The sequence below is a fragment of the Streptomyces sp. NPDC014861 genome, from assembly GCF_043081625.1.
Classification (GTDB): Bacteria; Actinomycetota; Actinomycetes; order Streptomycetales; family Streptomycetaceae; genus Streptomyces.
In genome coordinates, this window is record NZ_JBIBWV010000031.1 from 1 (window position 1) to 19,952 (window position 19,952).

A 19,952-nucleotide genomic window follows, 5' to 3' on the forward strand; every position below is an offset into this window, starting at 1 on the left:
CAGCCGGGCATTACGGTGGGACACGAAGACCTCCGTGCGGTGAGTTCCTAGACAGCTCCCACCACACCGGAGGTCTTCGCCATCTTCAAGACCGAACCGGTGTCAACAACGCTCGTGATCAATACACCTAGCCCGCGACCGGCTCCGGGGCCGGTCGCAGCCGGTGGGCGGGGTCGCGGACCTCTCCCACCAGTGTCTCCAGGACGTCCTCCAGGGCGACGAGGCCGAGGATCCGTCCGGAGGCGTCGGCGACCTGCGCGAGGTGGGTCGCCGCCCGGCGCATCACGGTGAGGGCGTCGTCGAGCGGGAGTTCGGCGCGGAGCGTCGCCAGCGGACGCCACAGCTGCTGCGGCACCGCCCGCTCGCGCTCCTCCGCGTCGAGGACGTCCTTCACGTGCACGAAGCCCAGGAAGACGGCCGGGTGGCGGCCCTCGGCCCGGACCGGGAAGCGCGAGTAGCCGGTCCGCACGGTCAGCTCCTCGATCTCGCGCGGGGTGACCGACGGCGGGACGGTCACGAGCCCGGCGGCCGGGAGGAGGACGTCGGTGACCGGGCGGCTGCCCAGCTCCAGGGCGTCCTCCAGGCGCTCCTGCGCGGCCGGGTCGAGGAGTCCGGCCTGCCCGGCGTCCTCGACGAGGCGGCCGAGCTGGGCGCTGGTGAAGACGGCCTCGACCTCGTCCTTCGGCTCGACCTTGAAGGCCCGCAGGACCAGCCGCGAGCAGGCGCCCAGGGCGGCCGTCACGGGCCGGCAGAGCCGGGCGAAGCCGACGAGGCCGGGGGCGAGCAGGAGCGCGGTCCGCTCCGGCGCGGCCATCGCCAGGTTCTTCGGGACCATCTCGCCGATGACGAGGTGGAGGAAGACGACCACGGCGAGGGCGATCACGAAGCCCAGCGGGTGGATGAGTCCGGCCGGGACGCCGACGGCGTGGAAGGCCGGCTCCAGGAGGTGGGCGACGGTCGGTTCGGCGACCGCGCCGAGGGTGAGCGAGCAGACGGTGATGCCGAACTGGGCGGCGGCCATCATCCGCGGCAGGTTCTCCAGGCCGTACAGCACCCGGGCGGCGCGGGCGCCGCCGATCGGCTCGATCTGGCTGCGGCGGACGGAGACGAGCGCGAACTCGGCCCCGACGAAGAAGCCGTTGGCCAGGACCAGGAAGAGGGCGAGGAGGAGGTGCAGGGTGCTCATCGGACGGCCTCCGCCATCGGTACGGGGGCGGTGCGCACGATCCGGACCCGCTCGGCCCGGAAGCGGTCGACGCGGCGGACCGAGAGCCGCCAGCCGGGCAGTTCGGCCCGGTCGCCGGGGGCCGGGATCCGGCCGAGGAGGTCGGCGACGAGCCCGGCGACGGTCTCGTACGGGCCTTCCGGCACGTCGAGGCCTATCCGGCGCAGGGTGTGGACCCGGCAGGAGCCGTCGGCCTCCCAGGCGGGGCGGCCGTCCTCGGCGGGCGCGGCGGCCAGCTCGGGGCGGGAGTCGGCGGGGGTGTCGTGCTCGTCGCGGACCTCGCCGACGAGTTCCTCCACGATGTCCTCCAGGGTGACCACGCCGGCCGTGCCGCCGTACTCGTCGACGACGACGGCGATCGGCTGCTCGCGGCGCAGCCGCTCCAGGAGGGTCTGGACGGGCAGCGACTCGGGGACGAGCAGCGGCGGGACGGCGATCCGCCCGACCGAGGTCCTCGGGCGGGCGCCGGGGGCGACGGCGAGGGCGTCCTTGAGGTGCACCATGCCGACGATCTCGTCGATGCGGTCCCGGTAGACGGGGAAGCGCGAGAGACCGGTGGCGCGGGTGAGGTTGAGGACGTCGGCCGCGGTGGCGTCCCACCGGAGCGCGCTGACCTTCACGCGCGGGGTCATGACCTGCTCGGCGGTGAGGCCGCCGAGGGACAGGGTTCGTACGAAGAGGTCGGCGGTGTCCTGCGCGAGGGCCCCGGCCCGGGCGGAGTGCCGGGCGAGGGATTCCAGCTCGCCGGGGGTGCGGACCGAGTCCAGCTCGTCGGTGGGCTCGACTCCGATGGCCCTGACGAGCCCGTTCGCCACCCGGTTGAGCAGGGCGATCACCGGCCGGAAGACGGCGGAGAAGCGGCGCTGCGGGGCGGCGACGAAGCGGGCGACCTGGAGCGGCCGGGAGACCGCCCAGTTCTTGGGGACCAGTTCGCCGACGACCATCTGCAGCGCCGAGGCGAGCAGCATGCCGATGACCACGGCCACCGCGGAGACGGCGCCCGGGGGGAGCCCGGTGGCGGTCAGCGGGGCGCGCAGGAGGGAGGCGAGCGCGGGCTCGGCGAGCATGCCGATGACGAGCGAGGTGAGGGTGATGCCGAGCTGGGTGCCGGAGAGCTGGAAGGACAGCTCGCGCAGCGCCGAGACGACGGTGCGGGCGCGCCGGTCGCCGGCGGCCGCGGCCCGCTCGGCCTCGGCACGCTCGACGGTCACGAGACCGAACTCGGCGGCGACGAAGAAGCCGTTGGCGAGGATGAGGAGAAAGGCTGCCAGGAGGAGCAGCAGGGAGACGATCATGCCGCCGCCTCGGACGAGGGGGCGGCGCGGGTACTACCGGACGATCCGTCCATTGCCGGAGGGAGTCACTCCTCGGGTCGAAGGGTGGCCTCGCCGGCCGCCGGCGGCGGCCCTGCACGCGCGAGGCGGTGGTGCGCCCGGCACCACCGCCTCAAGAGTAGTCACGCGGGAGCCCCGCACGGCAGGGGGACGCCCCGGATGGGGGACGGCCGGGGGTTCCCCCGGAGCCGGCCTCGGGGTCCGGGCGGGTGGCCCGGGGGTACGGGTCGGGGTCCGGGCGGGTGGTCCGGGGGTACGGGTCGGGGTTCAGGCGGTCTCGGCGCCGGTGCCGCGGCTCTCGGCGAGGGCCCGCAGGGCGCGGGCGTCGCGGATCGCGGACTCCTTCGCGATGCCCGGCTGGATGCCGAGCGCGGGGTGGCTGGTGCCGTCGCTGAGGTCGAGGAAGACCCACGGGTCGCCGGGACGCAGGTTGACGCGGAGGATCTCCGCCCAGGCGAGGCGCCGGGTGCGGGTGATGTTGACGACGGTGACGCCCTCGCTGTCGGCGACGACCTTGGGGCGGCTCAGCATCACGAGGACGAGGAGGAAGAGGGCGGCGGTGAAGACGAAGCTGGCCCGCTCCCCCGGTCCGAGCCGTTCCAGCATCAGCGCCACGGCGGTGATCGCCGTGAACATGACGACGCCGACGGTCAGCAGGACGGCGCGGGTGCGGCCCGGCCGGAAGGTGACCGGGAGGGCGGGCGTGGGCGACTCGGACATGGGGGTTCCTCGGTGCCTGGGCCCCGTCCTGCCAGGGGCTTCGGACGGGGCCGGGTCGTGCGTGCCGGGCGGGCCGGACCCGACGGGGACGGGCGGACGGGCCCGGGGCGGTACGGGTGCCGGGCCGTCAGAGACGGCAGGCGTGGATCGCGGTGGTGAGGATCGCGCGGGCACCGATCTCGTACAGGTCGTCCATGATCCGCTGCGCCTCCTTGGCGGGGACCATGGCGCGGACCGCGACCCAGCCCTCGTTGTGCAGCGGGGAGACGGTCGGCGACTCCAGGCCCGGGGTGAGGGCGACGGCCTGCTCCAGGTGCTCGGCGCGGCAGTCGTAGTCCATCATCACGTAGCTGCGGGCGACCAGGACGCCCTGGAGGCGGCGGAGGAACTGCTGGACCTGCGGGTGGTCGGTCTCGGCGCCGTGGCGGCGGACCACGACCGCCTCGGACTTCAGGATGGGCTCGCCGATGACCTCCAGGCCGGCGTTGCGCAGGCTGGTGCCGGTCTCGACGACGTCGGCGATGATCTGGGCGACGCCCAGCTGGATCGCGGTCTCGACGGCGCCGTCGAGGTGCACGACGGAGGCGTCGATGCCCTGGTCGGCGAGGTGCTTGGCGACGATGCCCTCGTAGGAGGTGGCGATCGTCATGCCGCCGAAGTCCTCCGGGCCCTGGGCGGTGCCCGGACGGGTGGCGTAGCGGAAGGTGGAGCGGCCGAAGTTCAGCGCCAGGATCTCCTCGGCGCTCGCGCCGGAGTCCAGGAGCAGGTCACGGCCGGTGATGCCGATGTCCAGCTTCCCGGAGGCCACGTAGATGGCGATGTCCTTCGGCCGCAGGTAGAAGAACTCGACCTCGTTCTCGGGGTCGATGACCACCAGTTCCTTGGACTCCTTGCGCTGGCGGTAGCCGGCCTCATGGAGCATGGCCGACGCAGGTCCGGAGAGGGAACCCTTGTTGGGGACGGCGATGCGCAGCATGGGTGGGGGCTTCCTTTGCCTGGGAGTGGTGGGGAACGGTGGGGTGCTCGGGGCCGGTCGGCTCAGAGGTGGGCGTAGACGTCGTCGAGGGAGATCCCGCGGGCGACCATCATCACCTGGACGTGGTACAGCAGCTGCGAGATCTCCTCGGCGGCCGCCTCCTTGCCCTCGTACTCCGCGGCCATCCAGACCTCGGCGGCCTCTTCGACGACCTTCTTGCCGATGGCATGGACGCCCTTGCCGACCAGTTCCGCGGTGCGGGAGGTGCTGGGGTCGCCGTTGGCGGCCTTGAGCTGGAGCTCGGTGAAGAGCTCTTCGAAGGTTTTGTTCGCCATGATGTCCTTAGAGTACGGGTTCACCCGGGGGCTCCGTCGCCAGGGTTCACTTGGTGGACTGCCGCCAGGGCTCGCTGACCGTGCGGAGGGTGGTGGCGGTGGCGACGGCGGCGGTGACCGCTTCGTGGCCCTTGTCCTCGTTCGACCCCTCCAGGCCGGCGCGGTCCAGGGCCTGCTCCTCGTTGTCGCAGGTCAGCACGCCGAAGCCGACGGGAACACCGGTGTCGATCGACACCTGCACCAGGCCCTGGGTGACGCCCTGGCACACGTAGTCGAAGTGGGGGGTGCCGCCGCGGATGACCACGCCGAGGGCGACGATCGCGTCGTAGCCGCGCTCCGCGAGGACCTTCGCCACGACCGGGAGCTCGAAGCTGCCGGGGACGCGGAGCAGGGTCGGCTCGTCGATGCCGAGCTCGGACAGGGCGCGCAGGGCGCCGTCCACCAGGCCGTCCATGATCTTCTCGTGCCACTGCGCCGCGATGACCGCGACCCTCAGGTCGCCGCAGTTCTTCACGCTGAGGACGGGTGCGCCCTTGCCGCTCATGGTTCTCCTTGCTGGGTGCGAAAGACGATCGGGGTTACTGGTTGCCGCAGGTGGGGGCCGGGGAGCCGTCGAGCCAGGGCAGGTCGTGGCCCATCCGGTCCCGCTTGGTGGTCAGGTAGCGGAGGTTGTGCTCGCCGGCCGTGACGGGCATCGGCTCGCGGCCCTCGACGGCGAGTCCGTGGCGGGTGAGGGCGTCGATCTTGTCGGGGTTGTTGGTCATGAGCCGGAGGCTCCGGACCCCGAGGTCGGCGAGGATCTGCGCGCCGGCGGCGTAGTCGCGGGCGTCGGCGGGCAGGCCGAGTTCGAGGTTGGCGTCGAGGGTGTCGCGGCCGCGCTCCTGGAGCTCGTACGCGCGCAGCTTGGAGAGCAGGCCGATGCCGCGTCCCTCGTGGCCGCGGAGGTAGACGACGACGCCGCGGCCGGCCTCCTGGATGCGGTCCATGGACGCCTGGAGCTGGGGGCCGCAGTCGCAGCGCAGCGAGTGGAAGACGTCGCCGGTGAGGCATTCGGAGTGCACGCGGACGAGGACGTCGGCGCCGTCGCCGATCTCGCCGTGGACGAGGGCGACGTGCTCGACGCCGTCGACCGTGGAGCGGTAGCCGTAGGCGGTGAACTCGCCGTGGGCGGTGGGGAGGTGGACCTCGGCCTCGCGGCGGACGGTGGGCTCGGCGGAGCGGCGGTAGGCGATCAGGTCCTCGATGGAGATGATCGTCAGGCCGTGCTTGCGGGCGAAGGGGACGAGCTCGGGGAGGCGGAGCATCACGCCGTCCTCGCCGGCGATCTCGACGATCGCGCCGGCCGGGCGCAGGCCCGCGAGGCGGGCCAGGTCGACGGCGGCCTCGGTGTGGCCGGGGCGGGCGAGGACGCCGCCCTCGCGGGCCCGCAGGGGGAAGATGTGGCCGGGCCGGACGAAGTCGGAGGGCTCGTGGTGCCCGCTCGCGAGCATCCGGAGGGTGGTGGCGCGGTCGGCGGCGGAGATGCCGGTGGTGACGCCGTGCTCCGGGCTCGCGTCGACGGAGACCGTGAACGCCGTCCGCATCGACTCGGTGTTGTGCTCGACCATCTGCGGGAGGTGGAGCCGCTCCAGCTCGTCGTGCTCCATGGGGGCGCAGATCAGGCCGCGGCACTCGCTCATCATGAAGGCGACGACCTCGGGGGTGGCCTTCTCGGCGGCGATGACGAGGTCGCCCTCGTTCTCGCGGTCCTCGTCGTCGACGACGACCACGGGGCGGCCGGCGGCGATGTCGCGGATCGCCTGCTCGACGGGGTCGAGGGCGAGGTCCTCGGTGTCCCATACGGACGGCACGGTGCTCATGCGGGGGCTCCTTCCAGAGCGGGGGTACGCGTCCGGAGCCACCAGTCGCGCATGCCCCACAGGACGAGGGCGAAGTAGACGACGTAGACCAGGCCGGAGAAGGCGAGGCCGCTGCTGAAGGCGAGCGGGACGCCGACGAGGTCGACGAGGAGCCAGGCGAACCAGAACTCGACCAGGCCGCGGGCCTGGGCGACCATCGCGACGAGGGTTCCGACGAAGATGTACGCGTCGGCCCACGGGCTCCAGGAGAGCGACGGGTAGAGGGTGAAGAGCCCGCCGACGGCGAGGGTGCCGAGGACGGCGCCGCCGGCGAGGAGGCCGCGCTCCTTCCAGGTGGCGAACCGGACGGCGATGGAGCCGTCCTGGGCCTGCTGCCTGCCCCGGTTCCACTGCCACCAGCCCCAGGCGGCGACACCGATGACGAGGAGCTGCTTGCCGACGCCGCCGGCGAGGTTCGCGGAGGCGTAGGCGCCGACCAGGATCAGGCCGGAGAGGAGCTGGGCGGGCCAGGTGAGGATGGAGCGGCGCCAGCCGAGGGCCAGGGCTATGAGGCCGATGGTGTTGCCGATCATGTCGGACCACATGATGTGCTGGCCGAAGATCGTGAACGCCTCGGAGTTGAGCCAGTTCATCGGGCGTTCTCCCGTCCGTCCGTGCCGAGCAGCCGCTCGACGTACTTGGCGATGACGTCGACCTCGAGGTTGACCGGGGCGCCGGGCTGCTTGTGCCCCAGCGTGGTCAGGGCGAGGGTGGTGGGGATGAGGCTGATGGTGAACCAGTCGTCGCCGACCTCGACCACGGTGAGGCTGACGCCGTCGACGGTGATGGAGCCCTTCTCGACGACGTAGCGGGCGAGGGGGGCGGGGAGGCCGACCCGGACGAGCTCCCAGTGCTCGGAGGGGGTCCGCTCCTGGATCGTGCCGGTGCCGTCCACGTGGCCCTGGACGATGTGTCCGCCGAGCCGGCCGCCGACGGCCATGGGGCGCTCCAGGTTGACCGGGGAGCCGGGCTCCAGGGCGCCGAGGGAGGAGCGCTTGAGGGTCTCGGCCATCACGTCGGCGGTGAACTCGCCGTCACCGGTCTCGACCACGGTCAGGCAGACGCCGTTGACGGCGATGGAGTCGCCGTGCCGGGCGCCCTCGGTGACCAGGGGTCCGCGGAGGCGGAAGCGGGAGGCGTCCGGCAGTTCCTCGACGGCGACGACCTCGCCCAGCTCTTCGACGATTCCGGTGAACACGGTCAGGCTCCCTTGAGGGTCGGGACGGCGGTGATGCGGATATCGGATCCGATGTGCGCGGTCTCGGTGATGTCGAGGCGCAGCGCGCGGGTGAGAGTGGTGATCCCGGCGTCGGCGAGGGCGGCGGGGCCCGCGCCGAGGAGGACCGGGGCGAGGTAGCCGACGACCTGGTCGACGGCGCCCCCGGCGACGAAGGCGCCCGCCAGGGTGGCGCCGCCTTCGAGGAGGACGGAGCGGACGCCGCGCGCGTACAGCCCGTCGAGCAGTTCGCCGACGCCGACGCGGCCGTCGTGCAGGGGCAGTCGCAGCAGGTCGACGCCGGGCAGGTGCCGGGTGTCGGCGTCCTCGCCGACGACCAGCAGGGTGGGCGCGGCGTCGTCCAGGATCCGGGCGGTGGGGAGCAGCCGGGCGTGGGTGTCGAGGGCGACCCGCAGGGGCTGGGTGGCGCCCTCGACGCCGCGGACGGCGAGGTGCGGGTCGTCCGCGCGCAGGGTCCCGCCGCCGACCAGGACCGCGTCGGCCTCGGCGCGCAGCCGGTGCACGTCGGCGCGGGACTCGGCGGAGCTGATCCAGCGGGAGGTGCCGTCGGCGGCGGCGGTCCGGCCGTCGAGGGTGGCGGCGTACTTCCAGCGGACGAAGGGGCGGCCGGAGCGGACGGAGGTGAGCCAGGCGATGTTGCCGGCCTCCGCCTCGTCCTCCAGGAGTCCCGCCCCGACCTCGACGCCGGCCGCGCGGAGGGTGTCCGCACCGCCGGTGGCCTGCGGGTTCGGGTCGCCGACGGCGTAGACGACGCGGGCGACGCCGGCCTCGATCAGGGCCTGCGCGCAGGGGCCGGTGCGGCCGGTGTGGTTGCAGGGTTCGAGGGTGACGTGGGCGGTGCCGCCGCGGGCCTGGTCGCCGGCCTCGCGCAGGGCGTGGATCTCGGCGTGGGGGCCTCCGGCGCGCTGGTGCCAGCCTTCGCCGACGACGCGGCCGGAGGCGTCGGTGACGACGCAGCCGACGACGGGATTGGGGCTGGTGGCGCCGAGTCCGCGGGCGGCGAGCTCCACGGCGCGTCGCATGGCGGTGATGTCGGCCTGCCGGTCCACCGGGTCCTCCTGCCTCTTCGGGCACGGACTCCGGGGCCTGTCGATGACGACAGGGAGCGGGTACGACGGCTGCGCGGGGGGTGCCGGAACGGCCGGAGGTCCACGGGTGCGCCGACGGAACGCGGCCACCAGCGGACGTACGGCCGGCACACCCAGGTCAGGGTCGCCCGCCGCGCACTGCCTCCCATCCGGACTTTCACCGTCGGTCCAGGAATCTCACCTGGTCAACCGGCCGCTGGCTGCGGACGGGTCGCGGACTATACCGCCGGTTCGGAATTACACCGACCCCGGAGTGCGCTGCTGCTGATACAGGGCCAGTGTGCCACGCGCTGTCAACGGGCATGCACACGATCCCTGTGCGATCACTCACACGATGCCACGGAATTTTCCGTTGGTCCAGACCTATTGACGCACTGGTCTAGTCCTCTTAATGTCCGTGTCACCTCCGAGGCACGGCTCGACGGTGTGCGCACACCACGGGCCCAACACGTACCACCCCCTTGTTCGTTGCGTGTTTTGACCTCCCTGAGGAGGACCTGATCGTGCTGTCCCCCACGACCAAGAGAGCGTCGCTGTTCGCGTCCGGTGCCGCCGTGGCCGGCCTGCTGCTCAGCTCGCTCGCCGGAGGCGTCTCCTACGCCGCCGACAACGAGAGCTGTCGCCCCGACGGCCTGTACAAGACGCCCGGCGTCGACGTGCCGTACTGCTCGGTCTACGACACCGAGGGCCGCGAGAAGATGGGCGCCGACCACCAGCGCCGCGTCATCGGCTACTTCACGAGCTGGCGGACCGGGAAGAACGGCCAGCCCGCCTTCCTCGCCAACAACATCCCGTGGGACAAGATCACCCACATCAACTACGCCTTCGCCCACGTCGACGGCGCCAACAAGCTCTCCGTCGGGACGGACGGCCCGAACAACGCCTCCACCGGCATGACCTGGCCCGGAGTGGCCGGCGCCGAGATGGACCCGGCCTACGCGTACAAGGGCCACTTCAACCTGCTGAACAAGTTCAAGAAGCAGCACCCCGACGTGAAGACGCTGATCTCCGTCGGCGGCTGGGCCGAGACGGGCGGCTACTTCGCGGACAACGGCAGCCGGGTGAACTCCGGCGGCTTCTACTCGATGACGACCAACCCCGACGGCTCGGTCAACCAGGCCGGCATCGACACCTTCGCCACCTCGGCCGTCGACTTCATCCGCAAGTACGGATTCAACGGCGTCGACATCGACTACGAGTACGCGACGACCATGAAGGACGCGGGCAACCCCCTCGACTGGTCGATCGCCAACGGCCGCCGCGCGGGTCTGGTCAAGAGCTACGACGCCCTCATGAAGTCCCTCCGCGAGAAGCTGGACACGGCCGGCGCCGCCGACGGCAAGCACTACATGCTGACCGTCGCCGCCCCCTCCTCCGGCTACCTTCTGCGCGGCATGGAGACGTACCAGATGCAGAAGTACCTGGACTACGTCAACATCATGTCGTACGACCTGCACGGCGCCTGGAACGAGTACGTCGGCCCGAACGCCTCGCTCTTCGACGACGGCAAGGACGGCGAGCTCGCCGCCGCCAACGTCTACGGCTCCGCGCAGTACGGCAACATCGGCTACCTCAACACCGACTGGGCCTACCACTACTTCCGCGGCTCCATGCCGGCCGGCCGCATCAACATCGGCCTGCCCTTCTACACCCGCGGTCACAAGAACGTGCAGGGCGGCACCGACGGCCTGTGGGGCAAGGCCACCGCGGCCACCTGCCCGGTGGGCTCCGGCCTGACCAAGTGCGGTGACGGCGCCTCCGGCATCGACAACCTGTGGCACGACAAGGACGACGCGGGCAAGGAGGCGCCGGCCGGCTCCAACCCGATGTGGCACGCCAAGAACCTCGAGAAGGGGATCGTCGGCGACTACGTCACCCAGTACGGCTTCCCGGCGAACACCACGCTGACCGGCACCTACGCCCGCAAGTACGACTCGACCCTGGTCGCGCCGTGGCTGTGGAACGCCCAGACGAAGACCTTCCTCTCCACCGAGGACGAGCAGTCCGTGGCCGCCAAGGCCGACTACGTGGTCGACCGCGGCATCGGCGGCACCATGGTCTGGGAGATGGCCGGCGACTACGACTGGAACGCCACCAAGGGCCAGTACGAGATGGGTGACACGCTCACCTCGCTGATGTACGACAAGTTCAAGGCCGCCACCCCGTACGGCGCCAAGAAGTCCAACAAGGCGCTGCCGGCCCAGGCCGTGAACATCGAGACCGCCTTCACCGAGTTCAAGCTGGGCGACTCGAACTACCCGCTCACCCCGAAGGTCAAGATCACCAACCGGACCAACACCGCGCTGCCCGGCGGCACGGAGTTCCAGTTCGACTACGGCACCTCGGCCCCGGCCAACGCCTCGGACCAGTCCGGCTTCGGCACCAAGGTCATCAGCAGCGACCACACCGGATCCAACGTGGGCGGCCTGAAGGGCGACTTCCACCGGGTCTCGCTGAAGCTCCCGGCCTGGCAGTCCCTCGCCCCGGGCGCGTCGATCGACCTCGCCTTCAACTACTACCTGCCGGTGTCCACCCCCTCCAACTGGACGGTGAACATCAACGGCACCACGTACGCCCTCGCCGGCGACCTGGCGCGCGGCACGACGACGGTGGAGCCCGGCTCGACCACCCCGCCCACCACGCCGCCGACGACCCCGCCGACCACTCCCCCGACCACGCCTCCGACGACCCCGCCGACGACGCCGCCCACCGGCTGCGCCACCCCGGCGTACGTGGCCGGCCAGGTCTACAACACGGGCAACGAGGTCTCCCACAACGGCCGCAAGTACAAGGCCAAGTGGTGGACGCAGAACGAGGCGCCCGGCACGACCGGCGAGTGGGGGGTCTGGCAGGACCTCGGCGCCTGCTGACGCACCACCCCTGAAATACCCCCGGCGGCGGTCTCACGGCCCTTGGCCGCCGCCGGGCCGCACCCTCCGCGCCGCGCCCCCCTGTCCGGGGCGCGGCGCGGTCGCGTTCCCGGGTCCGGTGCGTGGGGGGGCTGGTTCGGAGAGGTGCGCGGGGGTCCGGTCCGTGGGGGCTTCTACGGGAAGAGCGCGTCCTGCGCCGCGTCCCGGGCCCGCAGCAGCGCGCCGCGCAGCACCGCCGCGTCGCCGAGGGTGGTGGCGCGGACCTCGGTGCGCAGCGGGGAGAGCGCGGCCAGCGCGGCCTCCACGCGGGCCGCGAGGCCGGGCCCGCCCTCGTGGCCGGCCTCGCCGGCCAGGACCACGCAGCCCGGGTCGAGGACGGCGGCGACGGCCGCCGCGCCGACGGCGAGCCGGTGGGCGTAGGCGTCGAGGAAGGGTCCGTCGCCGGAGGCGAGGGCGCCCACCGGGTCGAGGCCGTGCGCGCGGGCCAGGGTCTCGACGGCGGAGGTGCTCACCAGCTCGTGGAATCCGCCGTCGCAGCCGGTCGCCGAGGGCAGTCCGGACGTGCCGGGCACCGGCAGGAAGCCGATCTCGCCCGCGCCGCCGGACGCCCCGCGGCGCAGCCGGCCGCCGAGGACCACGGCGGCGCCGACCCCCTGGCCGAGCCAGAGCAGGACGAAGTCCTCGCGCCCCCGGGCCGCGCCCTCGCGCAGTTCGGCGACGGCGGCGAGGTTGGTCTCGTTCTCGACGAGCACGTGCGCGGGCAGGCGTTCCTGGAGGACGGCGACGAGCCGGCGGTGCCAGGCGGGCAGTCCGGTGGAGTCGCGGAGCTCGCCGGTGGCCGGGTCGATGAGGCCGGGTGCGCCGACGGCCACGGAGTGGAGCCGGTCCGCGCCGGCCTCCTTCGCGGTGCGCTCCAGGAGGGCGACCGCCTTCTCGACGGCGGGTCCGGTGCCGGCGTCCTCGCCGACCGGCGCGGCGGCCTCGGCGAGCGGGGTGCCGAGCAGGTCGGTGACGGTGACCGAGACGGAGCGGGTGCGGACGTCGAGCGCGGCGAGGTGGGCGCGGTCGGCGACGAGCCCGTACAGCTTGGCGTTGGGGCCGCGGCGCTCGGCGCCGGACTCGCCGACGACGTGGACCAGTCCCGAGCCGCTGAGCCGCTCGACGAGGTCCGCGACGGTGGGCCGGGAGAGTCCGGTGAGGGTCTTGAGCTGGGCTGCCGTCAACGGGCCCTCGTCCTGGAGCAGGCGCAGGGCGAGCCGGTCGTTGATGGCCCGGGCGGTGCTCGGGGATGCGGCCATGCGGTGATCCTCTCAGACGTCGTCCCGCCCGCTTCGCTCCGGACCACTATTTATCAGGCAGGGTTCCTGATAGTTTACGGCGCATCATCGGATCGCTCGTGTCCCGGGGAGGACCACATGACGGCGGAGACCGTCCTCAGCTCCGAACGGCTCCGGCGGGCACGCTTCGCCGTCGCCGCCGTCTTCTGCGTGCACGGCGCCGTGACCGGCAGCTTCGCCACCCGGATCCCCTGGATCCAGGAGCACGCGGGGGTCAGCGCCGGCCAGCTCGGCCTCGCGCTCGCCTTCCCCGCCCTCGGCGCCTCGCTCGCGATGCCGCTGGCCGGCCGGATCAGTCACCGCTTCGGGGCCCGCACCGCCCTGCGCGGTCTGCTCGCGCTCTGGACGCTCTCGCTGATCCTTCCCTCGCTCGCCCCGAACATCTGGGGCCTGTGCGCCGTCCTCTTCGTGTACGGCGCCACGGCCGGCATGTCCGACGTGGCCATGAACGCGCTCGGCGTCGAGACCGAGAACCGGCTGGGCCGCTCCATCATGTCCAGCCTGCACGGCATGTGGAGCGTCGGAGCCCTGCTCGGCTCGGCGGCCGGCACCGTCGCCGCCCACCTCGGCACGGACGCCCGGCTCCACCACCTGATCGGCGCGCTCGTCCTGACCGCGCTGGGCCTCGCCCTCTGCCAGGGCGTGCTGGACCCGGCCCCCTCCCAGGAGGAGGAGGCCCCGCCGCGCTTCGCGCTGCCGCCGAAGTCCGCGCTGGTGATCGGCGCCATCGGCTTCTGCGCGGTCTTCGCCGAGGGTGCCAGCCTCGACTGGTCGGCGGTCTACCTCCGTGACGAGCTGGGCAGTTCGGCGGGGCTCGCCGCCGCCTCCACCACCGCCTTCGCGCTCACCATGGCCGTGGCCCGGCTGGCCGGCGACCGGGTGGTGGACCGCTTCGGCGCGGTCCGCACCGTCCGGGTCGGCGGCGCCGCCGCCACCGTCGGCGGAGTCATGGTGGTCACCGCCCCGCACGCCGCCGTGGCGCTGGCCGGATTCGGTCTGATCGGCCTCGGGGTCGCGGTCGTCGTGCCGCTCGCCTTCGCCGCCGCCGCGCGCTCCGGCCCGAACCCCAGCCAGGCCATCGCGGGCGTCGCCACCATCACGTACACCTCGGGCCTGATCGCCCCGTCCGCGATCGGCGGCATCGCCGACGCCACCTCGCTGGTCTTCTCGTTCGGCCTGGTCACCGCGCTCGCCTTCGGCCTGATCCTCGGCGCGGGCGTCCTGCGGACCGCTCCGCGCGTGCCGGCGGCGGCGCCCGCCGGCACGGACGCCGCGAAGAGCGCGGGCCCGGTCGGCTGAGCCGTACCGGGGGCCGACGGAACCCACGGCCGAGCTGTTGCGGGGCCCTGGCGGAATCCCGGCCGGGCCCGCACCGGGTCCCGGCGAACCCCGGTACGGGTCCGTACCGGGGTCGGCATGACCTGGTACGGACCCGTACCGGGTCCGGCATCGACCCGGCCCGCCGGGACCCGGTGCGGGCCCGGCGGGAACCCCTCCCCCCGAGGGGTCAGGCGGTCGCGCGGGGGCGGCGCAGGCCGAGGGCGATGAGGAGGGCCGCCCCCAGGACGATCGCCACGTCGATCATGATCACGGTGCGCACGCCGTCCAGGAGGTCCGCGGTGGTCGTCGCCAGGACGCCGAGCAGCGGGATGCCGACCGTGATGCCGATCTGCTGGGTGGAGGTCACCAGGCCGGTGGCCAGGCCCTGCTCCTCGTCCGGCACGCCCGAGGTGACGGTCAGGCCGTAGGAGATGATCGCGGCGAGGTGGCACACACAGGCGAGGGCCAGGCAGACGGCGGCCACCCACACGCTGTGCCCCGCGGTCCCCACGGCCAGCAGCCCGGCGCAGAACAGGCCCTGGCCGACGAGGGAGCCGACCAGGGTCGGGCCGCTGCCGAAGCGTCCGACGACCTTCGGGATGAAGCCGCCCGACACGGCCGCGGCCAGGCCCTGGAAGCCGAAGACGAGGCCCGTCTGGAAGGCCGACAGGTCCAGGACCTGCTGGAGGTACAGACCCATCACGAAGACGACCGTGCTCATCATCGAGAGGGTGACGAGCCCGCCCAGATTGCCCCAGGCGACCGTCCTGCGGCGCAGCGTCGTCAGCGAGATGAGCGGATCCGTCGTGCGGGACTCCACGACCACGAACACCACGAGCAGCAGGACCCCGGCGACCAGGGCGACGATCACGTCGGCGCCGCCGAAGCCGCGGTCGGCCGCGGTGGACAGCGCGTAGATCACGGCGAGCAGACCGCCCGTGACGGTGAGGGCGCCCGGCACGTCCAGGCGGGGGCGGCGGGGGTTCTTCGACTCGGGCAGCACACCCGGCGCGAGCGGCAGCACGATCAGCGAGAAGAGGGCCAGCAGGCCCATCGTCGAACGCCAGCCGAGGGTGTCGGTGAGGACCCCTCCCATCACCATGCCGACCGTGAAGCCGAGGGAGAGCAGGGTGCCCGAGATGGACAGGGCGCGGTCGCGCAGGGGTCCCTCGGGGAAGGTGGTGGTCAGCAGCGACATGCCGGTGGGCACGATGGCGGCGGCTCCCAGGCCCTGGAGGGCGCGGCCGGTGAGGAACGAGGCCGGGTCCCAGGCGAAGGTGGCCAGGAGCGAGGACGCGCCGAACAGCACCAGGCCGGCGAGGAAGATCCTGCGCCGGCCGAAGAGGTCGCCCGCGCGGCCGAGGATCAGCAGGAAGCCGCCGGAGGGCAGGGCGAAGGCGGTGACCGCCCACTGGAGGGCGGCGGGGCTCATGCCGAGTTCGTCGCCGAGCGTGGGGAGGGCGACGTTCAGCACGGAGAAGTCGAGCGCGACCATGAACTGCGCGGCGCACAGGACGACGAGGACGAGCGTGGACCTGGCCGGGGCCGCGGTGCGTTCGGGTGGCGTCCCGGCGGTCGCGGAGGCGGTCTCGGTGCTCTGGGTCATGGGTCCTGACTTTCGGGAGGGGACGGGGTGGGGTGAGCGGAGCGGCGGCACGCGGGCCCGGGGCGTACCGCCGGCGGGGACGAGGCCGGGGTCAGCCCGGCGGCCGCGGGGCCAGGGCGTGGAACCCGCCGTCGGCGAAGACGAGGGCGGGGACCGGGGCCGGGCGGAGCGTCCGGCACCGGTCGACGGCGCCGATGACGATGACGTGGTCGCCGGCCTCGACGATCCGGTCCAGCCGGCAGGCGAAGTAGCCGACGGCGCCGCTCAGCAGGAGGCCCCCGCCGGGGACCTCGGTCGTGCGGACCCTCTCCTGGAACCCGGCCGCGCCCGTGGGTCGGTCGGGGTCGGCGAACCAGCGGGCGAGCGGCTCCTGTTCGGCGGCCAGGAGATTGACGACGAAGGCGCCGGTGGCCTCGATCGGACCTCGGATGCGGGCACCGGTCTTGACCGAGAACGAGACGAGCGGCGGCGCGAGGGAGAGCGTCGTGAAGGAGCTGACCGTCATGCCGTGCACGGCCTCGCCCGTACCGCTCGTCACGACGGTGACACCGGTGGCCAGCCGGCGCGCGACGGAGCGGAGCTCCTCGCCGGCGTCGGCCCCTGCGGCGCCCTCGGGCCGGCCGCCCGGCGCCGCGCCCCGGGGCGCGGCGGGGGTCGTGGGGGTGGTCGTCGTGGTGCTCAGGGCCCCGGCTCCGTCCGTGCGGGCAGCGGTGCCGCGCCGAGCAGCACCGCGGCGAGGTGGGAGACGCCCGCGCCGAAGAGCACCAGCGTGCCGTCCTCCGGCCCGGTGTGCTTGCGCTCCGCCAGGCGGTCGGCGAGGTTGATCAGCGGATCGCTGCCCAGGCAGTGCGCGACGCGGCCCACGTTGGCCCGCGACAGGCGGCCGCCGCCGAGGCGGACGTCGCTGAGGTAGAGCTCCAGGACGTCGCCGGCGAAGTTGCTGGGGAGGACCGCCCGCACGTCGCCGAGCCCGCCCTCGTCGCGCCGGGCCGCGAGCCGGCCGAACAGCTCCCGGTGCGCGGCGACCCTGGCGAGGAGCTGCTGCTGGGGGGCGCCGGCCTGGTGGAGGCCGGCGTCCGAGTGGTGGGCCATGCCCAGGACGGGCAGGCCGCTCGCGGTGGCGGAGACCAGGACGGAGGCGGCGCCGTCGCTGGCGATCGCCGCTCCCCCGGCGACGATCCGCTGCCCGCCCGTCGCCCGGGCGGCGAGGTCGCCGGTGACGACGAGGACCTGCCGGGCGGTGCCGTCGCGGACGTAGGAGGCGGCGGTGCCCACGGCGACCATGGCGGTGGCGCAGTCCATCAGGCCCGTGGTGACCGCCGTCGCCCGGGAGATGCCCGTCTCCTCCAGGAGCTCGGCGACGTCACGGTGGGCGGACCGGTCCCCGGGCAGCGAGTCGGTGGCGAGCAGGACCATGTCGATCTCGGAGGCCGGGACGCCGGACTCGGCGAGGGTGCCGCGGACCGCGTGGGCCATCAGCTCGGTGACGGGGGCGTCCGACCAGTGGTACGTGTGGAACCCGGCGCCCGGGGCGGTGAGCTCGGCCGCGGCCCGGGGGTCGGCGAGCAGCTCCGGAAGCTCCGTCACGGATTCGGCGAACTCCCCCAGTTCGTACGCGGGGGCACACAGCCGCGCGGTGATCACCGGTCCACCTCCTGGGCGGCGGCGCCGGCCAGCGCGGTGAAGCGCTCGGCCAGGCCGCGTACGGTCGAGGCGTCGTAGAGCGCGGTGTCGAACTCCAGCCAGCCGGTGACGCCCTCGGGGCCCGGATACACGGCCAGGGTGAGGTCGTAGCGGGCCGTCGCCTTGTCGAGGTCGGCCGAGGTCGCCAGGGCGCCCTGGACGCGGCGCTCCTCCTCGCCGAGGTTGTCGAAGACGAAGACGGCGTCGAGGAGCGGGTGCGTGCCGTCCAGGCGCCGGGGCGCCTCGATCAGTTCGCCCGGGTAGGCGGCGTGCCGCAGGCCGGCCCGCGTGATGTCGCGCGCCGACCGCAGCCGGTCGCGGTGGCCGCCGTCGCCGGCGCCGCGCAGCCGCACCGGCAGGACGTTGAGCAGGTAGCCCACCACGTCCTGGCTGTCCGGGGAGGTCCTGCCGGTGGTGAAGGTGCCGAGCAGGACGTCGTCGGAGCCGCCGAACCCGGCGAGTGCCGCCCAGGCGACCGCGAGCCACCCGGCGTAGGCCGTGGCGCCCTCGCGCTTCGCCCCCGCGGTGATCGCGTCCGCGACCTCGGCGGGCAGCGTGAAGCCGACGCGGGCGCCGGTCCTCGTGGTGGCGTCCGACCGCGGGCGGTCGGTGGGCAGGGGCGGCGGGGCGTCCGCGGTCTCGGCCTTCCAGTAGGCCGCCGCCGCCCGCCCCGCGGGGCTCGCCACCCAGGCCCGCTGGTCCGCGGCGAAGCGGCCGAAGGTGCCGGCGGCACGGGGGGCGCCGGGGGGCGCGTCCGCCGCGGTCCCGGTGCCGAGGGCGTCGAGCAGGAGCTCGAACGACCAGGCGTCGAAGACCAGGTTGTGCACGGCGAACAGGAGCCACGACTCGTCGGGGGCGGGCCCCTCGGCGAGCGTCACGCGCAGCAGCGGTCCGGCCGCGAGGTCGAAGGGTTCCTCCGCCTGGCTCCTGGCCAGGGCGTGCGCCTCGGTCTCGTCGGCGCAGCGGGTGCGGACGAGGCGGGGCGGCAGCGCGGCGTGGGTGACGGGCCGTACGGTGTCGCCCTCGGTCGTGAAGGTGGTCCGCAGCGCCTCGTGGGACGCGGCGAAGGCGAGCAGCCGGTCGGCGATCCGGTCGAGGTCGACGGCGGAGCCGGTGAGGTGGACGGCCTGGCAGACGACGTCGACGGGCCGGCCGCCCACCTGGTGGTGGGCGCGCCACAAACGCTGCTGGCCCGGGGTGAGTTCCGGCCTCCGGGCCGCGGGGAGGGCCGCGCGGAGCCGGGCCCGCTGCTCGGGGGTGAGGGCCGCGAGGCGCGCGGCGAGGTCGCCGGTCACGCGTACCGCCTCCGGAGCTCGTTCAGGTGCTCCAGGCTCTGGACGACGAGCTCCTCGTCGACGCCGAAGTCGATGAGGCAGGCGATCTCGTCGACGCCCATGCCGCGGAAGCGCTCGACGACCGCGCCGCACGAGTCGGGGGTGCCCAGGAGGGCTCCCTTCTCGAAGTACTTGTCGAAGGCGAACCTGATGAGTTCGTCCTGGTCGCTCTGGGAGATGTCGCGGACCCCGGCGCCGGGGGCGAGGTTCTTCTTCTGCGAGTCGATGACGGTGAAGAAGGACCGCAGGTAGTCGCTGAAGGGCGGCCACACCGTCTCCCTGACCTCGTCGAGGTCGGTGCCGATGAAGGTGTGCAGCATCAGCGTGACGGTGGTGGAGTCGCGGTCGTGCCCGTACTCCTCCAGCGTCTTGTAGTAGAGCGCGAGCTTCTCCTCCAGCTCCTCGTTGGTCATGTCGATGAGCGCGGTGAGGACGTTGCAGCCCAGCCGGCCCGCGGTCTCGAAGGTGTCCGCGCTCTTCGTGCAGGTGAGCCAGATCGGCAGTTCGGGCTGGACCGGCTGCGGGTGCAGCTCGACCTCGACGTGGTTGCCGAGACCGTCCTGCACGTAGACGGGGGCGCCCTCCCACAGCTCGCGGAGGGTGGTCACGGCGTCGAAGGTGCGGGTGCGCCGGTCCTCCCAGCCGGAGGGGTTGATCGCGAAGTCGAGGGGGCTGAAGCCGGTGGCCAGGGCGATGCCCGCCCGGCCGCGGGAGAGGTTGTCGACGACCGACCACTCCTCCGCGACGCGGATCGGGCTGTGGAGGGGCAGGATGACGCTGCCCGCCCGGATCTGGAGGCGCTGGGTGGCCATGGCGAGGCCCGCCCCGAGCACGGAGGGGTTGGGGTAGAGCCCGCCGAAGCGGTGGAAGTGGCGCTCGGGGGTCCAGATCGCGGTGAACCCGTTCTCGTCCGCGTACTTGGCCGCGTCCAGGACGAACCGGTACTTGTTCTTCTCGTCTCCCGAGAAGAAGATCAGGCTGAAGTCCAC

The 19,952-nt window shown here is 73.3% G+C and carries 18 protein-coding genes and 1 riboswitch; of the genes, 2 read left to right on the forward strand and 16 right to left on the reverse strand.

Features of this window, described 5'->3' with window-relative positions; translation table 11 throughout:
* Nucleotides 1–127: 127 nt before the first annotated feature.
* The 10 genes from ACF1BN_RS34695 to ribD form a co-directional block, all read right to left on the reverse strand.
* Nucleotides 128–1,186: a hemolysin family protein gene (locus tag ACF1BN_RS34695; RefSeq protein ID WP_392335569.1), complete on the reverse strand. Its 1,059-nt coding sequence runs from the start codon at nt 1,184–1,186 to the stop codon at nt 128–130.
* Complete coding sequence (locus ACF1BN_RS34700) at nt 1,183–2,520, reverse strand: hemolysin family protein (RefSeq protein ID WP_392335570.1); 1,338 nt, start codon at nt 2,518–2,520, stop codon at nt 1,183–1,185. Before ACF1BN_RS34700 ends, ACF1BN_RS34695 begins: the two co-directional genes overlap by 4 nt.
* 306 nt (nt 2,521–2,826) lie before the next feature.
* Nucleotides 2,827–3,279, reverse strand: a complete 453-nt coding sequence (locus tag ACF1BN_RS34705) for a PH domain-containing protein (protein WP_392335571.1) — start codon at nt 3,277–3,279, stop codon at nt 2,827–2,829.
* Nucleotides 3,280–3,406: 127 nt separating this feature from the next.
* On the reverse strand, nt 3,407–4,255 hold the full coding sequence (gene hisG / locus ACF1BN_RS34710; RefSeq protein WP_392335572.1) for an ATP phosphoribosyltransferase: 849 nt from the start codon (nt 4,253–4,255) through the stop codon (nt 3,407–3,409).
* A 62-nt stretch (nt 4,256–4,317) separates the two neighbouring features.
* Nucleotides 4,318–4,590, reverse strand: a complete 273-nt coding sequence (locus tag ACF1BN_RS34715) for a phosphoribosyl-ATP diphosphatase (RefSeq protein WP_031005643.1) — start codon at nt 4,588–4,590, stop codon at nt 4,318–4,320.
* Nucleotides 4,591–4,636: 46 nt separating this feature from the next.
* The gene (ribH, locus tag ACF1BN_RS34720; RefSeq protein WP_376602553.1) at nt 4,637–5,134 is read right to left on the reverse strand and encodes a 6,7-dimethyl-8-ribityllumazine synthase; all 498 of its coding nucleotides are present in this window, start codon (nt 5,132–5,134) and stop codon (nt 4,637–4,639) included.
* Nucleotides 5,135–5,168: 34 nt separating this feature from the next.
* Nucleotides 5,169–6,449: a bifunctional 3,4-dihydroxy-2-butanone-4-phosphate synthase/GTP cyclohydrolase II gene (locus tag ACF1BN_RS34725; RefSeq protein ID WP_392335573.1), complete on the reverse strand. Its 1,281-nt coding sequence runs from the start codon at nt 6,447–6,449 to the stop codon at nt 5,169–5,171.
* Nucleotides 6,446–7,081: a nicotinamide riboside transporter PnuC gene (locus tag ACF1BN_RS34730; RefSeq protein WP_392335574.1), complete on the reverse strand. Its 636-nt coding sequence runs from the start codon at nt 7,079–7,081 to the stop codon at nt 6,446–6,448. The genes ACF1BN_RS34725 and ACF1BN_RS34730 overlap by 4 nt, the downstream gene beginning before the upstream one ends.
* Entirely contained in the window at nt 7,078–7,686 is a 609-nt protein-coding gene (locus ACF1BN_RS34735) for a riboflavin synthase (protein WP_392335575.1), read from the reverse strand. Before ACF1BN_RS34735 ends, ACF1BN_RS34730 begins: the two co-directional genes overlap by 4 nt.
* 2 nt (nt 7,687–7,688) lie before the next feature.
* Nucleotides 7,689–8,774, reverse strand: a complete 1,086-nt coding sequence (ribD, locus tag ACF1BN_RS34740; RefSeq protein ID WP_392335576.1) for a bifunctional diaminohydroxyphosphoribosylaminopyrimidine deaminase/5-amino-6-(5-phosphoribosylamino)uracil reductase RibD — start codon at nt 8,772–8,774, stop codon at nt 7,689–7,691.
* A gap of 170 nt (nt 8,775–8,944) precedes the next feature.
* Nucleotides 8,945–9,074, reverse strand: a riboswitch (FMN riboswitch).
* 242 nt (nt 9,075–9,316) lie between these two features.
* Between ribD and ACF1BN_RS34745 the strand changes: the two genes are divergently transcribed.
* Nucleotides 9,317–11,683, forward strand: coding sequence for a chitinase C-terminal domain-containing protein (locus ACF1BN_RS34745; RefSeq protein ID WP_392335577.1), 2,367 nt, complete (start codon nt 9,317–9,319; stop codon nt 11,681–11,683).
* 173 nt (nt 11,684–11,856) lie between these two features.
* On the opposite strand, the gene ACF1BN_RS34750 is transcribed toward ACF1BN_RS34745, so the two are convergent.
* On the reverse strand, nt 11,857–12,981 hold the full coding sequence (locus tag ACF1BN_RS34750; protein WP_392335578.1) for an ROK family transcriptional regulator: 1,125 nt from the start codon (nt 12,979–12,981) through the stop codon (nt 11,857–11,859).
* Nucleotides 12,982–13,098: 117 nt separating this feature from the next.
* Here ACF1BN_RS34750 and ACF1BN_RS34755 point away from each other — a divergent pair, with 117 nt between their 5' ends.
* Nucleotides 13,099–14,319 carry an MFS transporter gene (locus tag ACF1BN_RS34755; RefSeq protein ID WP_392335579.1) on the forward strand — a complete coding sequence of 407 codons (1,221 nt, stop codon included), beginning with the start codon at nt 13,099–13,101 and terminating at the stop codon, nt 14,317–14,319.
* 208 nt (nt 14,320–14,527) lie between these two features.
* Here the strand turns inward: ACF1BN_RS34755 and ACF1BN_RS34760 are convergent, their stop codons facing one another.
* From ACF1BN_RS34760 to ACF1BN_RS34780, 5 genes are all read right to left on the reverse strand, one after another.
* Nucleotides 14,528–15,946 carry an MFS transporter gene (locus ACF1BN_RS34760; RefSeq protein WP_392335580.1) on the reverse strand — a complete coding sequence of 473 codons (1,419 nt, stop codon included), beginning with the start codon at nt 15,944–15,946 and terminating at the stop codon, nt 14,528–14,530.
* A gap of 91 nt (nt 15,947–16,037) precedes the next feature.
* On the reverse strand, nt 16,038–16,628 hold the full coding sequence (locus ACF1BN_RS34765; protein WP_392335640.1) for a flavin reductase family protein: 591 nt from the start codon (nt 16,626–16,628) through the stop codon (nt 16,038–16,040).
* Nucleotides 16,625–17,590, reverse strand: a complete 966-nt coding sequence (locus tag ACF1BN_RS34770) for an acyl carrier protein (RefSeq protein ID WP_392335581.1) — start codon at nt 17,588–17,590, stop codon at nt 16,625–16,627. Before ACF1BN_RS34770 ends, ACF1BN_RS34765 begins: the two co-directional genes overlap by 4 nt.
* Complete coding sequence (locus tag ACF1BN_RS34775) at nt 17,587–18,924, reverse strand: condensation domain-containing protein (protein ID WP_392335582.1); 1,338 nt, start codon at nt 18,922–18,924, stop codon at nt 17,587–17,589. The genes ACF1BN_RS34770 and ACF1BN_RS34775 overlap by 4 nt, the downstream gene beginning before the upstream one ends.
* Nucleotides 18,921–19,952 (reverse strand): MupA/Atu3671 family FMN-dependent luciferase-like monooxygenase, encoded by a 1,032-nt coding sequence (locus ACF1BN_RS34780; RefSeq protein WP_392335583.1) that lies wholly within the window; start codon nt 19,950–19,952, stop codon nt 18,921–18,923. The genes ACF1BN_RS34775 and ACF1BN_RS34780 overlap by 4 nt, the downstream gene beginning before the upstream one ends.